13 protein-coding genes and 2 pseudogenes are annotated in these 17,732 nt (G+C 37.5%); 5 read left to right on the forward strand and 10 right to left on the reverse strand.

Annotation, left to right across the window (positions count from 1 at the left end):
• Nucleotides 1–24: 24 nt before the first annotated feature.
• Nucleotides 25–1,065, forward strand: a complete 1,041-nt coding sequence (locus ACXX53_RS04670) for a leucine-rich repeat domain-containing protein (RefSeq protein WP_458567412.1) — start codon at nucleotides 25–27, stop codon at nucleotides 1,063–1,065.
• Nucleotides 1,066–1,072: 7 nt separating this feature from the next.
• On the opposite strand, the gene ACXX53_RS04675 is transcribed toward ACXX53_RS04670, so the two are convergent.
• A complete protein-coding gene (locus ACXX53_RS04675; RefSeq protein ID WP_458567413.1) occupies nucleotides 1,073–1,276 on the reverse strand; it encodes a hypothetical protein in 204 nt (67 codons plus the stop codon).
• A 948-nt stretch (nucleotides 1,277–2,224) separates the two neighbouring features.
• Here ACXX53_RS04675 and ACXX53_RS04680 point away from each other — a divergent pair.
• A pseudogene (locus ACXX53_RS04680) lies at nucleotides 2,225–2,946 on the forward strand (group II intron maturase-specific domain-containing protein); the annotation flags it as partial.
• A gap of 289 nt (nucleotides 2,947–3,235) precedes the next feature.
• On the opposite strand, the gene ACXX53_RS04685 reads toward ACXX53_RS04680, so the two are convergent.
• The 6 genes from ACXX53_RS04685 to ACXX53_RS04710 form a co-directional block, all read right to left on the reverse strand.
• Nucleotides 3,236–3,520, reverse strand: coding sequence for a hypothetical protein (locus ACXX53_RS04685; protein ID WP_458567414.1), 285 nt, complete (start codon nucleotides 3,518–3,520; stop codon nucleotides 3,236–3,238).
• Between the two features lie 165 nt (nucleotides 3,521–3,685).
• Nucleotides 3,686–5,002, reverse strand: a complete 1,317-nt coding sequence (locus tag ACXX53_RS04690) for a hypothetical protein (protein WP_458567415.1) — start codon at nucleotides 5,000–5,002, stop codon at nucleotides 3,686–3,688.
• An 851-nt stretch (nucleotides 5,003–5,853) separates the two neighbouring features.
• Complete coding sequence (locus tag ACXX53_RS04695) at nucleotides 5,854–6,102, reverse strand: hypothetical protein (protein ID WP_458567416.1); 249 nt, start codon at nucleotides 6,100–6,102, stop codon at nucleotides 5,854–5,856.
• Between the two features lie 672 nt (nucleotides 6,103–6,774).
• Nucleotides 6,775–8,508, reverse strand: a complete 1,734-nt coding sequence (locus tag ACXX53_RS04700) for a hypothetical protein (protein ID WP_458567417.1) — start codon at nucleotides 8,506–8,508, stop codon at nucleotides 6,775–6,777.
• A gap of 220 nt (nucleotides 8,509–8,728) precedes the next feature.
• On the reverse strand, nucleotides 8,729–9,016 hold the full coding sequence (locus tag ACXX53_RS04705; protein WP_458567418.1) for a hypothetical protein: 288 nt from the start codon (nucleotides 9,014–9,016) through the stop codon (nucleotides 8,729–8,731).
• Nucleotides 9,017–9,855: 839 nt separating this feature from the next.
• On the reverse strand, nucleotides 9,856–10,164 hold the full coding sequence (locus tag ACXX53_RS04710) for a hypothetical protein (protein ID WP_458567419.1): 309 nt from the start codon (nucleotides 10,162–10,164) through the stop codon (nucleotides 9,856–9,858).
• A 1,708-nt stretch (nucleotides 10,165–11,872) separates the two neighbouring features.
• On the opposite strand from ACXX53_RS04710, the pseudogene ACXX53_RS04715 reads away from it, so the two are divergent.
• Both ACXX53_RS04715 and ACXX53_RS04720 read left to right on the forward strand, forming a co-directional pair.
• Nucleotides 11,873–12,033 (forward strand): annotated as a pseudogene (locus tag ACXX53_RS04715) (IS1380 family transposase); the annotation flags it as partial.
• 50 nt (nucleotides 12,034–12,083) lie between these two features.
• Nucleotides 12,084–12,926, forward strand: a complete 843-nt coding sequence (locus ACXX53_RS04720; RefSeq protein WP_458567420.1) for an ATP-dependent DNA ligase — start codon at nucleotides 12,084–12,086, stop codon at nucleotides 12,924–12,926.
• Between the two features lie 316 nt (nucleotides 12,927–13,242).
• On the opposite strand, the gene ACXX53_RS04725 is transcribed toward ACXX53_RS04720, so the two are convergent.
• Nucleotides 13,243–14,184 carry a DUF6973 domain-containing protein gene (locus ACXX53_RS04725; RefSeq protein ID WP_458567421.1) on the reverse strand — a complete coding sequence of 314 codons (942 nt, stop codon included), beginning with the start codon at nucleotides 14,182–14,184 and terminating at the stop codon, nucleotides 13,243–13,245.
• 87 nt (nucleotides 14,185–14,271) lie between these two features.
• Between ACXX53_RS04725 and ACXX53_RS04730 the strand changes: the two genes are divergently transcribed.
• Nucleotides 14,272–14,556 (forward strand): hypothetical protein, encoded by a 285-nt coding sequence (locus tag ACXX53_RS04730; protein WP_458567422.1) that lies wholly within the window; start codon nucleotides 14,272–14,274, stop codon nucleotides 14,554–14,556.
• 369 nt (nucleotides 14,557–14,925) lie between these two features.
• On the opposite strand, the gene ACXX53_RS04735 is transcribed toward ACXX53_RS04730, so the two are convergent.
• Both ACXX53_RS04735 and ACXX53_RS04740 read right to left on the reverse strand, forming a co-directional pair.
• On the reverse strand, nucleotides 14,926–15,102 hold the full coding sequence (locus tag ACXX53_RS04735; RefSeq protein ID WP_458567423.1) for a hypothetical protein: 177 nt from the start codon (nucleotides 15,100–15,102) through the stop codon (nucleotides 14,926–14,928).
• 437 nt (nucleotides 15,103–15,539) lie between these two features.
• Nucleotides 15,540–17,732 carry a M56 family metallopeptidase gene (locus tag ACXX53_RS04740; RefSeq protein WP_458567424.1) on the reverse strand — a complete coding sequence of 731 codons (2,193 nt, stop codon included), beginning with the start codon at nucleotides 17,730–17,732 and terminating at the stop codon, nucleotides 15,540–15,542.

Genomic DNA, 17,732 nt, shown 5'->3' on the forward strand with positions numbered 1-17,732 from the left:
TTCAAGCCATTTGGAGAGGATAAAATGAAAAACTTCAGAATATTAGCAGGTACTCTATGCTTAAGTTTAGTCCTCACAGCATGTACTAGCAATACAAACACAGGGACAGCAGTAAGTAACACAAGCCCTGAATCTAAGCCAGCAGAAAATGTTGGTTCGTTAATTATTGCCGATGTCACATTAGAAAAAGTCATACGTGAAGCCATCAACAAGCCTTCTGGAGATATTACAAAAGAAGATATGGAGGCACTGACAAAGCTAAACATTGATGGCAATGAGGAAAGTGCAAAGATCGCTAATTTTTCTGGTCTGCAGGCAGCTAAAAACCTTCAGGAGTTCTCTTTTAAGGGGGAAAGAAAAGAAGTTGCGAATATAGATGAGCTTGGAGAATTGACTCAACTTCATAAACTAGGTTTGAATCATGTGAAACTATCGGATCTTAATTTCTTGTCGAACCTAACTGAGCTTACCGATCTCAGCTTATATGGAAATGAAATAGGAAAAGATTCATCGAGCCTAGCAGCATTGAAGAATCTGACAAATCTCACTACTTTAGATTTGAGCTATAATGAAATTTCAGATATAAGTGATGTTGCTTCATTAGCAAACCTAAAAACGTTAGCGATCGCGACCAATCGAATTACTGATCTAACCCCGTTACAGGGTTTGCAGCAACTCGAACTTCTAGATATTGAAGGTAACGATCTAAAGGATTTGGGTGGGCTGTCAGAACTAAAGAGTCTGAAACATTTGAATGCAATGAGTAATCGGATCTCCGATCTTAAGCTGCTGCAGTCATTCACCAAACTCGAAAGTCTAAATCTTCGATATAACGAAATCACCAATATAGATGGAATTAAACCGTTATCCGCCTTAAAAGAAGTCAATTTTGAGTTCAATGATGTTACGGATTTATCAGTCTTGAAGAGCATGCCCCAACTAGAAGGTGCATATTTTCGAGGAAATGAACATTTGAGCGAAGATTCGGATCAAGTGGCCATGGATCTGAATAAGAATTCACTCCGAATATATACAAATACAGTATTAGACCAACTTCAAAAATAAATCAAAGTTAACCAATGGCAAGAGCTTTTTTCCAATTGATGATATACTCCTTAAAATACTGTATCTCGCGGCGATGGATGTCATGATATGGCTCATTATTAGAGGCAGGCAACCTGTACCAATCTTTTTTTGCCTGCTCTCGTTCATTTCTTTTCTGATGTATCCAAGCTTCCCAATACTCGCCCGTGATGCCATTCTTTCGATTCTTCATAATCTGATCTGCAATGAAGTCAGTAGGCTCATAACTATCTAAGAGGTCAATCGCACATTATATTCCAAATAAGCTTCCAACGCCGCTTCTTCCGTTAATCCGTGTTCATTAATCAAATCTCGAATGATTCCTTTTTCATATGGATCTCAATGAAACCTATGTCGCACATCGCCACTCCTCCTATGCAATTCGAGACTTCAAAGCTTAATTCTATTATACAACCATTATCAACAAGCCTTTAGTGAGCTAAAAACGAACCTAAGATAAAAAATCCAATCATGTTTCGGACCTTTTTGTTGACACATGAGTGCTGCAATATTTGCGGCGATATTCATCATTACTGTTACAATACAATGCATGAATTACTGCTGCATAATTCCGTACAATTCGTCTCACCGCCGTACTCATTTTCCAGCTCAGCATTAGCTAATTTATAAACAAAAAGTCTTTATTTTCCGCTGTTTTTGTCGTTCTAAAACAGCAAGTTTGATTCCATCAATAATCAAAACAAGTCAATCATCGGATCACTAATTCCAATTATCTCATATAATACTTATTTCATTCAGTTATATCCTGATTATCCCCTTATATCTTCCCTTGTACTTAAAAAGAACAAGAAATGAACTTAGCATGCCCCACTTTAATTTGAGAAAGTAAAAAAAGTAGTACGTGAGCAAGAGGTAAAGCTAAAGGAATGAGTCATTGTTCTTAATCAAGATCTACGTACAGATGAATTCGAATATATTTATGAGGTCGCAAGAGAATACTCATTGCCACACGAAGATTTTTTTTCGGGAGACCTATCTGGAGAAAGTAGCGAAGAATACGCGAGGGTATCCAGAAGGGCTGAGCTCGCAAGGCATGAGCAGAAGAACAATTCACGTAAGAAGTATATTTCAAATGATGGAGCAGTTGCTGTCACGGGAAAACCTGCTATCCGCACTAAACATCCAGCAGGCGATTACACAAGTATTGACACCGATGTTTAACCCTACATTTTCCGAGCATAGTTATGGTTTTCGTCCAAACAGACGAGGTCATGATGCAGTAAGGAATGCGAAGCAATTCATCCGAGAAGGACACCGAATTGTGGTGGATATTGATCTAGAGAAGTTCTTTGATCGAGTTAACCATGATCGACTCATGGCAAAATTGGTAGAGCGAATAACAGACAGAGCACTATTGAAGCTGATGACTAAGAGCGCGGTAAGCCGACCTTGGAAACTGAAGTTTCTTGGATTTAGCTTTAGTGTGGATAAGGTAAATCCACAGGTGAGAATATCCAAGGAATCGATGCAGCGAGTGAAAGCAAAGATTAGCGAAATGACCTCTCGGAAAAGTCCAGTCTCGATGGAAAAGCGAATACGAGAACTAAACCAATACCTGACAGAATGGTGTGGGTACTACGCTCTGGCAGATACACCAGCCCCATTTATTGAACTTGATTCGTGGATCCGAAGAAGGAACGCATGTGTGTCTGGAAACAATGGAAGCTGCCAAGAACCAAAGTGAGGAACCTGCAAGGATTAGGTGTTTCGAAGCAAAAAGCTAAAGAATGGGGAAATACACGGAAGAAATACTGGCGAATTGCTCAAAGTCCGATTCTTAGTCAGGTGCTGAGCAATGAATATTGTGCAGAGCAAGGACAAAGAAGCTTAACGGAAAGATATAATGCCTTTGGCAGTAAGGACTTTAGCTTGTATTGCAGCCTCATCCAACATACGCTAGCCTTATATGAAGTTCGTGTTCCTCAGACCAGAGATTTGCCGCCTACTTCCTTTAGATTCCACCTCACGGAGGACACCCTTGTCTTTAGCTACAGCTACTACTGCCTTCGCTGTCCGGGACTTGAACCCTAGAGATAGCGCCCATACTGGGCGCACAATAAAGAGCTACTGGATTTATCCGGTAGCTCTTTATTGCTTAAAAATTACTTTTTAAAAATGTGAATTAAAGAAATTATTCTTTTCTTATTATTTTTAGTATTTTTGACTGTTCATTTTTAAGCGACTGAATTTCATTGCGATATTCATCAATTATGTGTAAAAAAAGATTCCCTAGAAGTATCAATGAGACTCCTACAATCGGAAATGTTATTCTTATAGATGCTAGTGTCATGATTACATAACTAGGGGTATTAGATTTGTAACCTTGTAGTATAAAGCTCAGCAAACCTACAAATAAAAAAATTATACCAATAAAAATAACCATATAAGATAATGATTTCACACGATTAGAATACAAAAAAAAACCTCCTATACATTTTTTACAAGTTTGATTATTGTATTGCATTAAGATATGTTAAGTTAAAATTATCACCCCAAATCAGAATTTGTAAAGTATTAAAAATAAATAACGAACAGCGACTAGTGATGGTGTCCTGTTCGTTATTTATGATGAAGTAATTATTTAAGAAGCGTTGGATTTATATGTCGTAGATGGTCCAAAATCTGTGAAACTAGCAATAGGATTGTTTTCAGTAGAATAGTATATACCAAACGTCCATCCAAACTTTGCAGTAGTCGAATAGTCTTTCGTTTCACTAGAGTCAATTGTTGATATTGTAGCAACTAAATTATAAAAGTCACCGTTATCTTTTAAAAATGTTTTATCGGTCTTTTTAACTTTAACCATAGCTGTCTTCGGATAGTTACCATTTGATGCGTAAAAAGAGACACTATTTTCGTCTTTAACTTTTGTATCAACATAACTAAATGACAATGGTAATGTTGCACTTAATAATTTACCTGCTAATCCAATGCCAAAGTCCAGGGATATATCACCAGTTAATATTCCATATTTATAATACGTTCCTGACCACACTGATTTGTTAACAGTTGTATTGTACCCTAAGGCCACTTTTCCGATCATATCATTTAAGGATACTGCTCCATTATGAATTTGAAAATTCGAAGAATTGCTATGAAGTTTTCCGTCTATATAAGTGCTTTCAGCTAGTACAATTTTCGAATACGCTGTTGAAGTACCAGAACTACCCACATCAACGATTTGCCCCCAAACTTCTCCTCGTACATTTTCTTGAATTACTTGTCCTGCATAATTTTGAGTTCTCGAATATACGTTTGTTGAAAGATAGACTGAAGAATTTGAAAGTGGAGTAGTAGGAGCTGGATTAACTGTTATTGGGGCATCAACTAATCTTGTAAACCATAGAAAGTCATTTCCAGGATCAGCTTCTTTAGTGATATTTTTAAGATCACCAATGGTAATGTTTTCTAATTTAGTTTCAAATGCAAGTAGATTGTTATATTTATCTTTAAGATAGATTTGAATAATTTGTGAATCAAGAAGTTCTTTATTAATAGTAGGCTTATATTCATATGTATTATCTTTAATAAAGAACAACATAACTTCGAAGTTACTTTGCAAATCGATTAATTTACCTGAATAAGAATTACTAACATTCTTTTGAGTGTTACTTTTAAACATTTCACCACTCAAATGAAATGGTGTTTTAACCCTATCTCTTTCATAAGTAACTTCACCTTTAATATCCACACCACTATCGGATATTGAATAATTTATCATATTCATTTCAACTTCATCTTCATTGCCGGAAAATTTAAGATTTGATAGAAATTGTTCAATATTATCATTTCTTATTTCTGTACCTTTTAAAGTTACAGTAGAATCGGCATAGGAAGTACCTCCAAATACTGTAAACAACATACTAATCACTACTAGTAACGATGATATTTTTTTCAAAGTATTATCCCCCTAAATTCAGTTTTTGTTTTGTTCATAAATTGGTACGATTATCGTATTAACATACACTCTAATCTACTTACTTCTAATACCAACACTTACGAATCTCTTCTTCGCTTCGCAAAGCCAGTATATCTGTGACTGATTTAGTGAAAGGCTCTGTCAAATCAAATTAACTAGTAATTCAACTTTTTCATCCCTCCTACCATTTGTATTTCATCTACAATCATACAATGCATTACCAATATATACCACGAATTGTTATGTAGTAAAATCCACAAAATGTTTGCGTTGTCGACATAAAATAACACATTGTAATATAAACCTTCAATTTAAAACAGTGGGTTTCATTTATCAAATAGTTAAAATAATCATTATTAATTAAAATCATGAGAGAGCTCTCATTTCATAAGTATGGCATCTATTGACCAAGGTATGAATTTTCTATTTGTAATATCATGCACGTAGAGGAAATAGGTTTCTAGAAGTTGACTGAAAGCATAGTGAAAAATTATTATGGACCGCTTCGCTTCTACACAAGAATGGGATTTAAGATCTTATCACTAGATGGTCGGACAGTTATTGAATAAGATATAAGTATAATTAGGTTGACTATTTCTCGTATAATCAATACAGATAAGGATCTATTTGCCGTTGCTATATCACAGGCAGAGGTTGAGACATGGTTAGAAGATGGTACAGGGGAATTTCAAAAGGAAGGATGTGGAGTAGTTGAGCGGATTGTTAGCCTGCAATGAGAGCCGAATAATACTCACATTTCGATAACTATTATTTATGAACGTATCGTATTTCATGACAACGCTCATCCCCTAAGTATTTTTTCAAAAGCATTATTCCCACCTGCACTCCATTCTATTCTTTAGTATCCGTTCTTCCCAATCCCCACATGTAATTCCATTCTTGCGATTCTCCATAATCTGATCCGCATAGAAATCCGTGGGCTCATAACCATCCAGGAGGTTAATCGTACGTTTATTTCCCACATAAACTTCCAACGTTTCTTTTTCTGTTAACCTATGTTCATTAATCAAATCTCGAACGATTCCTCTTTCATATGGGTCTAAATTAGATGTTGGCACGACGCCACTCCTCCCTGGCAATATGGTACCTCATCTAATAATCCAATCATGCATTGAACTTTTTCCAGTTGAATCAATAGTGCCGCAATAATTGCGGCACTATTCAGTGATAAATGATGTAATACAATGCATCAATTATAGCCGCCTATACACACACAATATCTCACACTGTATTCATTCCCTATCTATAATCGTTTGTTCAAAACAAAAGGCTTCACTTTCCGCTGTTTTTGTCGTTCTAAAACAGTATGCTTAGTTCCGTGTGTACTCAAACAGGCTTATCTCAGTTTTGTAAACAAATTCCCTCTCTCATTGGAATGTTAGTCATACAGGATAAAGGACGTCCCCATTCGCTACGTCGGTTACTAACACAAATAAAACTGGGATTTCGCAAGCATACCATGCTCTCTCAGTGCCTATAACCCCCCTTTATCCTTATTGTGTACTTCGTGAAAATTTCGGATAAAAAGTAAGTTGTCAAATGCGACCACAAATGGTGTTGTAAGCCCCCCTCTCTGCTCCCTCTCTCTGTTATATATTATTAGTATTGATAGATGGGTTTTAGAGAACTCCCATGCCCAAAAAACCTTATCATTACAGTGATTTATAAATCCACCTCGATATTGATAGATGGGTTTTAGAGACACAAAAAAATAAGGAGGAAGTCCCTCCTTAGAAGAATAAAATGTATTCGCAATAACTTATAAACCCGATTAATCTAGTTCTCTTCTTAATGTATCTCTTTTCATGCAGACTGTCCGTCATTTGGGAAATGCTGCATTGTTTCTTTCCAATACGCTCTGCCAGATATGCTTGACTTGCAGTACACTCCCTATTAGGTGAAGCACCAATCATACTTTCAATATAAGTATACAATTTAAGTTCACCTCCAGTTAGCGAGGAAAGCATGTCTTTAAGCGTCCCCCGTTCGAAAAGTGTAAATCCCTTGTACTGACATGGATACTGATTGAGATAGTACTGATATTTCTTTCCCGTTTTACGATCACTTCGCTTCTTATCAACAAACTTGTTTTGAATGAGATCCAAGAGATTTCGCTGAACTGAATTTTTGCTAATATTTGCTGCAGCGCATATCTCATCAACTGTCCAGTAGTCCTTATCTCGTGTCCTTTCTTCAATCTTCATGGCAAGATATATTTTCACTGCTGTATCACTAAGCTCGGAGTAACTTTCAAAGAATCGATTCTGTACTAAAATTTTATTCTGGCGAAAAAACCTATCTGCTGCCATTGGATGCCCAAATTCTTTTTCCATGTCCTCCGTATAACTTCCCCAGAGGCCTTTTGCTCCATATGCATAGATTCGTTCTACCTCAGCTTGCACAAACACTTCATCAAGTGCAGGAACACATCGTAATGCCCACTTAGCCATAACTGTTTTAATCTGGTTTAAATCCAGCTTTAGCGAATTCCTTAAGTACGGAATCAGATACATCAATACTGAATTTCGAAAGCCATTTTTCGTCTGTGATAGCATCCTTTGAATATGAATCGGAAGGGCATCCCACTTGATGATCTCCTGGTAATCGCTCTCTGCATTGGTGAATTTGTATTGGTTCACTACGCTGTTCGTCTGCTTCTTGGGTGTCTCAATTTTCTCCTTTAATTTCCTGTGTTTTTTGAGTTTTCCCTCAACTGCCTGAATCGAATTATCTGGAAGACTCTGTAGAGCATTCATAATAAAATCCAATGAATACCGCTTATCTGTTGTTGTAATTAAGTCAGTAGGCACAGCTTGAGGATCGGTAGTATGATATTTGTTATGCGGATCAAACGCTTTGCAATTGTTGGTATATGGCAATCTCATAACCCTTGCAGCATCAGAGATTGCTAGATCAACTGGGAATCCTTTTTGCCTTAACAAACCAGTCATATCCTTTAGTAAAGATTTATTGGAACAAGGCTTGTCGAGCATAATATGACTCTGATAACCGTGTCCCGAAAATACGGAAATCACCTCTATCCCTAAGGTTGCAAGTCGGTTAACTTGCTGCTGGTACTCTTCCATTGTAATGCCATCAAAGTCCATTGGGATGATTTGTGTAAATCTAGCATTCTGATTGTTGATGTATCCTCGAGTATATGATTTCCCCTCTTCTGTATAGGTACTTTTATCGTAGTCTAAGCAAAAAACAGAGAAATAAGCATCAAATGGTTCCCCATTTATCATTGCTAGAAACTCTTCCAACTGTCTTAGTGACCGTTTAACTTGCCACATGCTCGTAGATCTGATGAACTTTTTTTCTGGCCGATATAAAGGTCTTAGTTCCATGCAGACCCGTTGGGAAGAACCACTTTCTAAAAAGGGATGAGTTAACTGTAAAAAGTCCATGATTTTCTTAGCTCGAGACTTGATTTCATTGTCACTCCATATTTGAATATTCATTTTTTCCAGCTCCTTTAGAGCTGATGACCCAAATCGTGGTACTTGATTTATCGATGCATCATTTTTAATCATTTAACTTGGAATGTTATATTGATGCAGCGGCTACTCAGAGTTTGGGTAGCTCTTTTTTTGATTTTTCAACAACACAAAAAAGCCTCGAAATACAGGCACATTATTCCCTGCTTTCTGGCTTCTTGGCTTATTTGTATAGACCAAATACTTAACTTTCTAAAGCTTGTTCCATGAAGTACGTATATGCTAATCGTCTGTAAAACCCAGAAATACTCTTTACATCGTGCTTTCTCATCAAAGCAATCACTTTCCGATCCAATTCTTCAGAGACTTCAAACGCCAGATCGTGTCGCGCATATGAACGATACGTTGGATCATCAACTAAGTTTTTTGGCTCATACGTCGCTACTAAATACCTAAGGAACTTTGGTGCTGTGGCTCCGACACACATCCGATTGTACAATTCATGCGAAACCCCAGCGTAATGCTTCTTCATTTTACTCAACCCCTTTCTAAGCCAAACGATAAGCAAAGATCTTTTAGATTTTCAAGTATTTTTCACGTAAAAAAGCAGGACAGAAAAAACGATTCTGCCTTATTTGTTTAAATCTAGGCATAGCGTAGCTTAGATGGGATTACAAATCTATTAGCAGGTGGCGTGTCAGACAAGATAAGCGAAATTGAAAAAACTTACTACTATTCCCTCTCACAACTTGATCAGAATGAAACAGGAGGGTAACTTAAAACGAGAAATTACCATCATTAAATCCAAAGAATGCTTAATAGCTGTTCGTTCCTTAAAGACCTCTACTTTCTAAGATTTTTACCACTCTAAACTTACTTTTCCGAGGTTTTACTCGTTCAAATTATAAAATTTCCGCTTTATTTGCCGCTCTAAAACAGCAAGTATTTTATTTTTCCGCTGTTTTTATCGTGCTATGTTCTATTTCTCCCTCTTCAGATGTGTCATGATCATTTTTCCGCTGTTTACATCGTGCTGTGCAAGGGATGATTTTTAGAAAAATTATTATCCACAACTCTCATTGTCCTACAAGGGCTAAGGGTATTCTCAGACGTCCTATTTACGTTCATATTATTTGGTCCAATTCTATAACACGGTACGATGGGCAACTATGGATTTAGCAATCGTTTTAAGGCTTTCTACTCCAATTTGATAACGAATGACAGCTTGTCTTTTTCTATCTGCACCTAATTTGGCCATAGAAAAAACTGCACCTCCAATTGTTAGTTCGTGTCTAACAACTGGGGTGCAGTTCAAAGCAATAGGTGGTTAATTTATAATATCGTATCCCTTTACTTCAATTCCTAGAAGCGTTACCAAATATAATACCCTGAGTGTTTTTTGTTGTTTATGAAAATTATGGTCAACGAAACAGCACCCAGTATAATATATATCCCTAGAAAAACGGGCATTGGGAGGATACCCTCACTTTCAACAATTGCCATTATAATAAAGGTCATTCCTAATAAGATATATGGGAAAACCAATCCTTTTTGGAATGCGGCTAGCTCATCCTCATTCAAAGTATTCATTATGGATTTTCTAAGAAGAAATTTAAGCTTAAAAAAATGACAAGTCCCCATTACAAGCATCCAAATACCAAGAAAAATCTGTGCAATCATTACCACCTACCTCCTTCACTTTATATTTTACCATAATTTACCCTAATATTGGTAAGTAAATCTGCCCGTTACCTCATTAGAAAATCAACAACAAAAGCTTACAAAGCCAAGAGAATAAATTTCTCTTTCCGACCTTTTAAACCGTAATTTTCAAGTACCAAGCTATTAATGAAACATCGTTAATCAAAAACAACAATCCTTACGAAAACAGCCATGCAAAAATTAAGGGAAGATAACCATTCCAGTACATGTTCACTTGTAGTAGGTGCATCACACGATGTGGTCGGCTACAATTATGCATACGGAAGATGGATCGTTCCTTGTGACGATAAATTAAGCGTTCTATTTTCATTACCCCTTGATTTTTCTCACCTCACATTAAACCCAGTAATTCCAATATTCTTTTATCCATAAACCACACTTCGTTTGCGTAATTACGAAGTCTAATTATTGAAATCAAAGTGTTCGATTTTAGCACTTTCTATATACGCTTGACGAATTTCCTATACGTTTTTTCTCAAACGATTCCACGATATATTCGAAATCAAGATTGGTCTCTCTAATTCGGGATAACAGTCTTATCCTAAACACCATCCCCCCCGTTTAAATACTGCCTTCCTGTCTCCCGAGGTCTTCTAAGCTGTTTTCACATTCTCTTTAGGTATCCACTCTGATTGATGACAAACCCCATCACAACGCTTCCAGGGCTTACCCATCATAAATAGAGAAATGAAGAAGAAACTAAACCCATCAATAACTCTCCTTTAAAACCAGGATGCTCTTACAGCTATTAGAAAGTTATTATGAACACTTATTCCTATCTGTGATACGCAAAATTACTTTTACTAAAACAATCGTATATGGCTCTTCTGGCCGCCTCAGACATCGTTATCAGAAACAAGTCCCACTGTTACTTACGAGCACCTAAAAATAAATCATTGTCTCTTTTCCTGGGCTCTATTGAGTCAGTCAACTTGGTCAACCCAGTCAACCTTGGAGCTTGCTTAATGGAACATGTCTTCCTGAAACACATGCATCTTTTGCAATAAACAGCAGGTTCAACCAAACGCTTGATATGGCTGCTTTGACTGCAAGTTAACAGCGAGCGTGAATCCTTCGTCTGTCGATCGTCTATTAGTCGTTGGGTGATCTTTTAAGACTCGGGTTCACGCTGCATATTGATCGTGTGAATGTCGTTTTTAGCCCCATCTTTACCAAAATGATTTATACCCGCAGAAGGAGAACAAAGCTTGCTCTCACCCAATTAGAACAATTTTTCTTATCAATTACTGCTGTTTACAACTTACCCAATAACATTATCAATAAGTTGATCGTCAGTTTCCTAAAGAGTATTTGGATTTCAAATTCCTCAACTCAAGAAAAAGGCGTTTTCACCAATCCCTAATACATGACAATGCTTCTAGATCGGCATGTTTTAAACAAGACTTTGTTAACGTCTGATGTTGATATTAAGCAAAAAACCTCTCAAACAAAGAGTAGTTATTTGAACTATTGTGTTCCGTCAGCGTAATAACCGGTCGCACAGTATAAAATACTGATTTGGTGTATATATAACTATATACATATGAAGCGTTGGATATTTAAATTTCTGTGTAACTATTAACTATGAAGGGCCCTTTCACCGTGGTGGTTTTATATCCTGGTATCGGCCCCCGCCTCAAGTACCCTATCTTGTTCACCTTGGCAGGTCATTAAGTTGTATCATGATCATGCTACTAGCAAACAGTTTCATAGTGAACTCAAGACCGACTTGAACTTGGAGCGATTGACTTCTGGCAAATTGGGGCGAACGATCTGGTGTTGTGTGCAGGCTTGTTTGCCTATAACCTGCTGCGAGCCATCGGGCAAATCTCGATGCAAGGTAAGCGCAAATCACCGGCCAAGAAGAATACGAGCTGATGTTCATTAAACCAATGTTATTGGATACAGCTAAGAAGATATTCGATTCTTCTGAATACATCTACGAACCTAAGAGCAACGGCGTACGCTTAGAACTTGTTGCAGCTGCTGACGGTATCAGACTGTTTACGCGGCATGGTAACGACATTACAACCAACCTTCCAGAGATCACACAATTGGATATCACCAAAGGCACGATTCTTGATGGAGAGCTCGTCTGCTACAGTGATACGATGATTGAGGATTTTGAGGGAGTTATGTCGCGGATCATGGCAAAGTCAGAGCGGAAGATTGCGGAACTGTCAGAGCAATACACTTGTACCTTTGTCGTGTTCGACATACTTCAGCTTAAGGGTGAACTGGTCACACGGCAGCCGTTAAACGATCGCATTCACCTACTCGACCAGCACGTTGATAATCAACAGCATGTGCATAAAGTAGTACGTTCGGCATATGGTCCTGCGTTATACGAATTGGTAAAGCAGCACAAACTTGAGGGAGTTGTCGCTAAGAAGCTCTCTTCTACATATCACGTTGGCAAACGCCCCAAGGATTTATGGTTGAAGGTAATCAATTGGAGATATTCTGATTGCTACATTACAGGCTATTCGAAAGACAAGTTTGGATGGTACATCGCAGATCAAGAAGGAAACTATGTGGGGACAGTCGAAGTCGGAGCATTAAAGAGGCATAAGCAGCTATTCTACAGCGTTGTTAAGACAGTCAAGGAAAGTGAGACTGCAGTTTATATCGAACCAATAAAATGCGTGGTTAAACATCGTGGATATTTGAAAAGTGGAAAGCTATTTACCCCTGTGTTCGTATCGTTCATCATACAATAGTGAACCGAGGAATTATTCCTACGGCTCTTTGTCTTTACATCGATTATTATTCTCACAACAAATATCAATTAAAGTGATATTCGGGCTAGTCATTGATAAACTAAATAAATAGCCTCCTCGCTACTCGAAGTGGGTTAATAGAACAGCGATTTTATATGGAGTGGCGGGCATGATAAGCTAATCAGCAAAGCGAAGTCCTTACCTTTCGCGGTTTTAACGAGTACTCATGCCCGCAGAGGCTCCATGTCAAATCGCTCTATTAGCCCTAGCTAAAGTAACATTAACCACGCAGTTTAGCGAGGAGCCAATAAATATATTAATATGAAACTTCCTTCTTATAGATACTAAATGCTCTTTGAGCGAGATAAGTAGCATTCCATTCAGAAGGCTTTACAGTTACATGACCTGCTAATTTAGCGGCTGCAAATGCTGTGAAGTTGTTCGAATACCCTTTACTTTCATAAGCTCTACCAGCTTCATTATTATTGAAGTCCATAAAGTTAGAGTTAACAAAGTACGTTTTAAAAGTAGCAATGTCGCTTGAAGCATCAACTTCATTCTTAATTTTATTCGTGTAGTAAATTCCTTGCGCAACTTGGTAAGAGTTAGCTGCATTCGGCCAGTTATTATAACCATATCGTGCGCCGTGTGCTGAGAATTCATGGTTATCTGCAATCCAATTTGCTTTTGAACGTGTAATTAGTATATTATCGGTCATATGATAGTTCCAAGAAAAGTGTCTAAATGCATCAACTTCATTTTCTTGGGTAGTCGTAAATCCGTGTTGGTTCATATAAACTTTTTGTTCGTCATTAGCTTGATTAGTTGAATATAAAACACCTGAAGCTACTGCTGCGCCATAAATTGTAGTTGTCATAGTCGCCTCTATACCCTGCTGAATATTATTATAGATGTCAGTTAATGACCTAGTAGAAACTTGGTTTGAACTTACAGGGGCCATAACTGTTTGCAAAGTATTATAGAGCTTATTCCATTGATCTTGCTCTTGCTTTGTATATTGATCTATTGGCTTTACTAGCATGGTGTTATTAACAAAATTTTTAAGTTCTCCTTCAAAAGCATTGATGCTAGTATACTCAGTGTATTGAATTTGATTGTTTACTTTCCTAGCAATCTCAATTCCAATATTTTCTTCCGCACTAATATTCTGTTGATTACTGGAAGCCGATGCGATTGCAGAAAAAATTGAGAATACTGTTACAATTGCAGTGAAAGATAAGATGATTTTCTTTTTCATAAAATAACCCCCGTTGATATATTTTGTTATTTACATATATAATCTATCATATATACCAATTATAACCATAATACGTTTGGAGGAATTATGAAAAAGCATACTCAGTTCTTATTTACTATTTTACTATTTATTTTAATAGGTACTTTCGCCCTCCCTTGGTCTTATCTTCTTATTTATGGGTATTTCACCGATTTTATTATTGCGAAAGTTATAGGTGTGGGTATATTGGTGGCTTATTTATGGCTATTCATCAAAACAATTCCCTATAAAATGAGTTGGCCTGTAGTAGTTCTTATAGTACTTTTAGCATTAGCTTTAGTTGTCATTGCAGCACTAGTACTACCTTCTGGAAACGGATTCATGGAAAATTAGTAAAAATGAGCCGAGGAATTCTTCCTACGGCTCTTTCTCATTATCTGATATATTTTTCACCAAGTCAGCTACTCTGTTTAAAATGAGCAACTATATCATCATGTTATATATGTACCTCAATGTATAATTTTTATCGCAATGCATGATTTAAAACAACGTAACCGTCACATAACCTGGAACTAGGCTGCTCATAGCGAGCTTTGTGGTTATTAATTTTTTACTTCTATTTCTAGAAGCGTTACCAAATATAATAGCCTAAGTGTTTTTTGTTGTTTACTAAAATTATGGTTAATGAAACAGCACCCAATATTATATATATCCCTAGAAAAACTGGAATTGGGAGGATACCCTCACTTTCAACAATTCCCATTATAAAAAAGTCATACCTAATAAGATATATGGGAAGACCAATCCTTTTTGGAATGAGGTTAGCTCATCCTTACTCAAAATATCCATTACGGATTTTCTAAGAAGAAATTTAAGTTTTAAAAAATGACAAGCCCCATTTACAAGCATCAAAATACCTAGAAAAATCTGTACAAACATTACCACCTACCTCCTTCACTTACCACTTTACCATATACTACCTGCCTTGCTGTTGAGCAAATCTGCTAGTTAGCTTAATAAACAAAAATTATCACTAAGAATTATCAAAAATAGCACACCAGTGCAACGACCAATGTGCTTTGTGTTATGGCTTTATAGTATTTCAAATGATTTTTTACCGAATCCACATTCTCAATACGAAGTCTTTCGATCGACTACTGAGAGAAATGAAGAATGCTTCTCAAGAATTGAAATCATCAGTCACTTAAATTAAACAGAATGATGCATCATGTTGAGATCTCCTTCATTTACGATGGATATAGCTGTTCGCTGCAACTTTTCCAATTATCTGGTTTCGGTGTAGCAAACAAGTCGGCCTAAGCGTTATTAAAGCGCCACCCTAACGGATGACGCTATCTCTATGAGTAAACCTTTCTCTACGGTATATAATGACCAAAGATTTGTACAACGGCACCATTTTGAACAATGAAATCATAATATGTTTGTGTAAAATCATCGGTGAAAGATGCGTACTCACCAGTCAATTGTCCTTTATCATCAATCCAACTCTCAAGACTTGGTATAGAGTAGAGTCCATAACCTACATGGTCGATGAGTGGCGCTACCTGACAGCCAGGCTGCACATCCACGGTGCGAATCTCGTTCAAATTCTCAATCCTGAATCCATTAGGATTCTTATTAATCGTCGCATCCGTATCGGGTATGAACTTCATCAAATCAATATTGACTGATACAGGTTTACCATCCTGCATATTAAAGCCTTTGATCATGCCAAACAATTTCTCTGCCCCCATCTGCACATAAAGCGCAGCATGCGACTGCATATCAATGACCGAGTGTGCACCCCCACGGAATTCAAAGCTTGCAACAATCTGCTTGAATGTATTTTGGCCAACTAAACTTGGATTCACATCGACACTTGCTTTGGTATAGTCCGTAATCATGGATTGATAACTCGTATGTTCATTCTCAACTAAGGCTGTCTTTCCATCCCAGACTTTAAAACGAATCTTACCTACATGTTCATCATCCTGCATTAAGCTCCAACTCAAATCATTGTCTGATCGAATAACTGTCCATCTCTCAGGAATTTCTGCTTTGAAGTATCCCGTTCCAATGACTTTAAAGCCCTGAGTATGCGCAACAGGTTGTTCATCGCCTACAGGTTGAAATGACTTTAACAGCTCATCCACCCCGCGATACATCTCTCGATATTCGCGAATGGCTTCTTCCCCTTTTTCCACAGGGACTTGAACATCTCCTGACATATAAGCTACATAAGTATAACCATTTCCTTGCATAACAATCTTCATTGGCGGGATTGCTGGCAGTTCTTCTTGCCGAATGTGTTCCCCTTCGATTCTCTCGATTGAAAATAATACGAACCCTCCATTGTAGCTAAATTGGACTATGTTCTCATCGTTGTTCGGATTAGAACCGGCTGTAAATTTGTCCTGCCAGTTCGGAGGTATGGCAAGCTCAAAACCGAGTTCTTGATTAACATATTGACGCTCCGTTTCGATCTGCTCTGGAGAATTCGTGCTAACAACAGGAATAGGACGATCCTTGCAGCCTACCATGAATCCAACCATTAACATACACAAGATTAAAATGATAAATCCCCAGATGCCACGTCTTTTTCGTTTGGTATTCAAGATATGGAAGAAACGCTCCTTTAGCATTTTGGCTCCGCCATCAAAATCAGTTGAAAGAACAGTATGACGGCGCTTCACTTGTTCGTTGACACCGTTCAAGATGACTTCTGTATATTGCTTACGATCCCTATAATCTGCTGTCTTCAGAACTTCATCATCGCAGGAGATTTCTAGATCCTTGCTCGCTTCACGGAACATGAGATAAACAAATGGATTAAACCAATGGAAGGCGTTAGCGATGAGTAGCAATAGTTTATACCACATATCCCGCCGTTGATAATGAATGAGCTCGTGCTTCAAAATGTAATAAAGATCCGTTTCTGAGTAACGAGTATTGGGTATGAGCAGAATCGGCCTTAGAAATCCCATCATCATGGGACTGTATATACTCTCACTAATCATGATAGTTATCTGCTTTTTGATCTTTAGCTCGTCTGCTAAGTGTTGGTATATGAGGTTGAGTTGATCTTGTTGATTGAGATAGCTCCAACGTAAGACTCGCTTCTTATAAACTTGGTAGCCGGTCAAATGATAAAATAGAAATAAGATAATTCCTATAAGCCAGAGTAGCGCCGCAATTTGGGGTATAGTAATTGAATCTACTGTTGTGATCTCTGGGATAGGAGTATTAATAGGTTGAATAGGTAGAGTATCTGGCAAATCAGGTAGAATGGGTACAACGTCAATAGTTTCAGCGGGAGCAGCAGGCGGAGTAGGTGTTGGTGCTTGCGGGAATATGACCTGCGATTGAGGTATCGCAATCTGCACAGGTGCCTGCGGTAAAGTAAAATTAAACGGAAATAACAAGCGAACAGCGATCACCAACCAGATCCAATATTTCCATTTGGCGATGAACCTTTTGTTAATTCTTGAGGAGATCAACAGTAGAATGAATATGACAATTGAAATGGATAAGGAAATTTCGAGAATCGTTAAAAAAAGATCTGTAAGCAC

This window comes from Paenibacillus marinisediminis, from assembly GCF_054343325.1.